General features: G+C 68.7%; 1 protein-coding gene. It reads left to right on the top strand.

Annotation, left to right across the window (positions count from 1 at the left end):
- Positions 1-1,872 (top strand): two-partner secretion domain-containing protein (locus AB4Z24_RS22475; protein ID WP_441711878.1); only part of this gene is annotated, 1,872 nt, incomplete at both ends.

Here is a 1,872-nt window from a genome sequence, read left to right as displayed (position 1 = left end):
GCAGAACACGTTGCGGCGGGCGACGCTCGCCGTGCAGGCGCAGCAGGCGAGCCAGGCGGCGGCGCGGAGCGCGGCGCAGCTGCAGCTCAACGCCCTGCCGAACCTGGTGCCCAATGGCCTGGCCGGCCTCAAGATCGGCACCGGCGTGACGCGTCCGGACGGCACTATCGATGCGGCGTTGTGGAAGGGCGCCAACCTGCCGACCGCGTTCACGGACGGCGACCGCGTCAAAGTCAACATCGGGCAGACGCAGCAGAAGGCAATCCTGACCTGGGATACGTTCAACGTCGGCGGCAAGACCGACCTAACCTTCGACCAGCAGGGCAATTCCAGCTGGGTGGCGCTCAACCGGGTGCTGGGGACGGACGGGCGGCCGAGCCAGATCCTGGGCTCGATCAAGGCCGACGGCTCGGTCTACGTCATCAACCAGAACGGCATCATYTTCGGCGGCACGTCGCAGGTCAACGTCGGGGCGCTGATCGCCTCGACGGCGGCCATCTCCAACGAGCAGTTCCTGACCAGCGGCCTCTACTCGACGCAGTCGGGCACGAGCTGGATCCCGAGCTTCACCAACGCCGGCGGTGCGGTACGGGTGGAGGCGGGGGCGGCGATCACCACCACCGCGCCAACATCGGTGACGGCGGGCGGCGGCTTCGTGCTGTTGCTGGGCCGGGAGGTGCACAACGCCGGCACGATCACGACGCCGTTGGGGCAGACGCAGCTGGCGGCCGGCAACGACTTCATCCTCCGCCGCGGCTACGGCACGGACGCGAACAGCTTCTCGACGACGCGGGGCAATGAGATCTCTCCGGTGGTCCGGGATGCGCTGGCGGTGGTCCGGAACACGGGTCTCATCTTCGCGCCGCAGGGCGACATCACGCTGGCGGGGCGGACGCTCCTGCAGGACGGGGTGCTGCTGTCGACGACGTCGGTCAACACGCGGGGCACGATCCATCTGTTGAACGCCGCGACCGACACACTCGGCAGCATCACGCTCGGCGCGGGCAGCCTGACGACGGTGATCCCCGAGCTGCTGAGCACGGAGACGGCGCTCGACAGCCAGCGCGAGGCGCTGATCAAGGCCTCGGCGGCGGCCAATGGGCAACGGAGCGCGACGGGTGCGTTCAACAACCTGTCGACGCTGGCCGATCGTCTCGACCAGTCGCGGATCGAGATCGTGAGCGGCGGCGACGTGGTGTTTGCGGGCGGCGCCGACGGCTCGATCACGCTGGCGCAGGGCGGTCAGGTGGCGGTGTCGGCGGGCCGGCGCGTGTTCACGGCGGACGGATCGGTGATCGACGTCTCCGGCGTGCGCGACGTGCAGCTGGCGATGAGCGCGAACAACCTCAAGATCAACATCCAGGGCAACGAGCTGCGCGACAGTCCGCAGAACCGCGACAACAGCTACTTGAAGAACGCCGACGTCTGGGTCGACCTGCGCGACCTGATCTACGTCCCGGCGGGCACCGGCGGCTACGACAGCGACCGCTACTACACGCCGGGCGGGCTCCTGGAGGTCGGCGGCTATCTCGCCAACACCAAGCACACGATTGGCGAATGGAGCGCCGTCGGCGGCACCATCACCTTGGCGGCGCCGGAGGTCATCGCGCAGGCGGGGTCGATCTTCGACATCTCCGGCGGCTCGCTGGCGTACGCGGGGGGTAATATCCAGACGACGAACTTCCTCGGCAAGGACGGCCGTCTCTATAACGTCAACGACGCCCGCGGCGACATGACGTTCTATGGCCTCGGCGAAGGCTTCGTGCGGTCGAACGACCGCTGGGGGGTGACGCAGGTCTGGAGCAGCCCGTTCGGCAAGGGCCGGGTGACGACGCGGTGGGAGGACGGCTACACGGTCGGCCGCGATGCCGG

The organism is Hyphomicrobium sp. 2TAF46, assembly GCF_052114865.1.
Taxonomy (GTDB): domain Bacteria; phylum Pseudomonadota; class Alphaproteobacteria; order Rhizobiales; family Hyphomicrobiaceae; genus Hyphomicrobium_B.
This window is presented reverse-complemented; position numbering and strand designations above follow the sequence as displayed.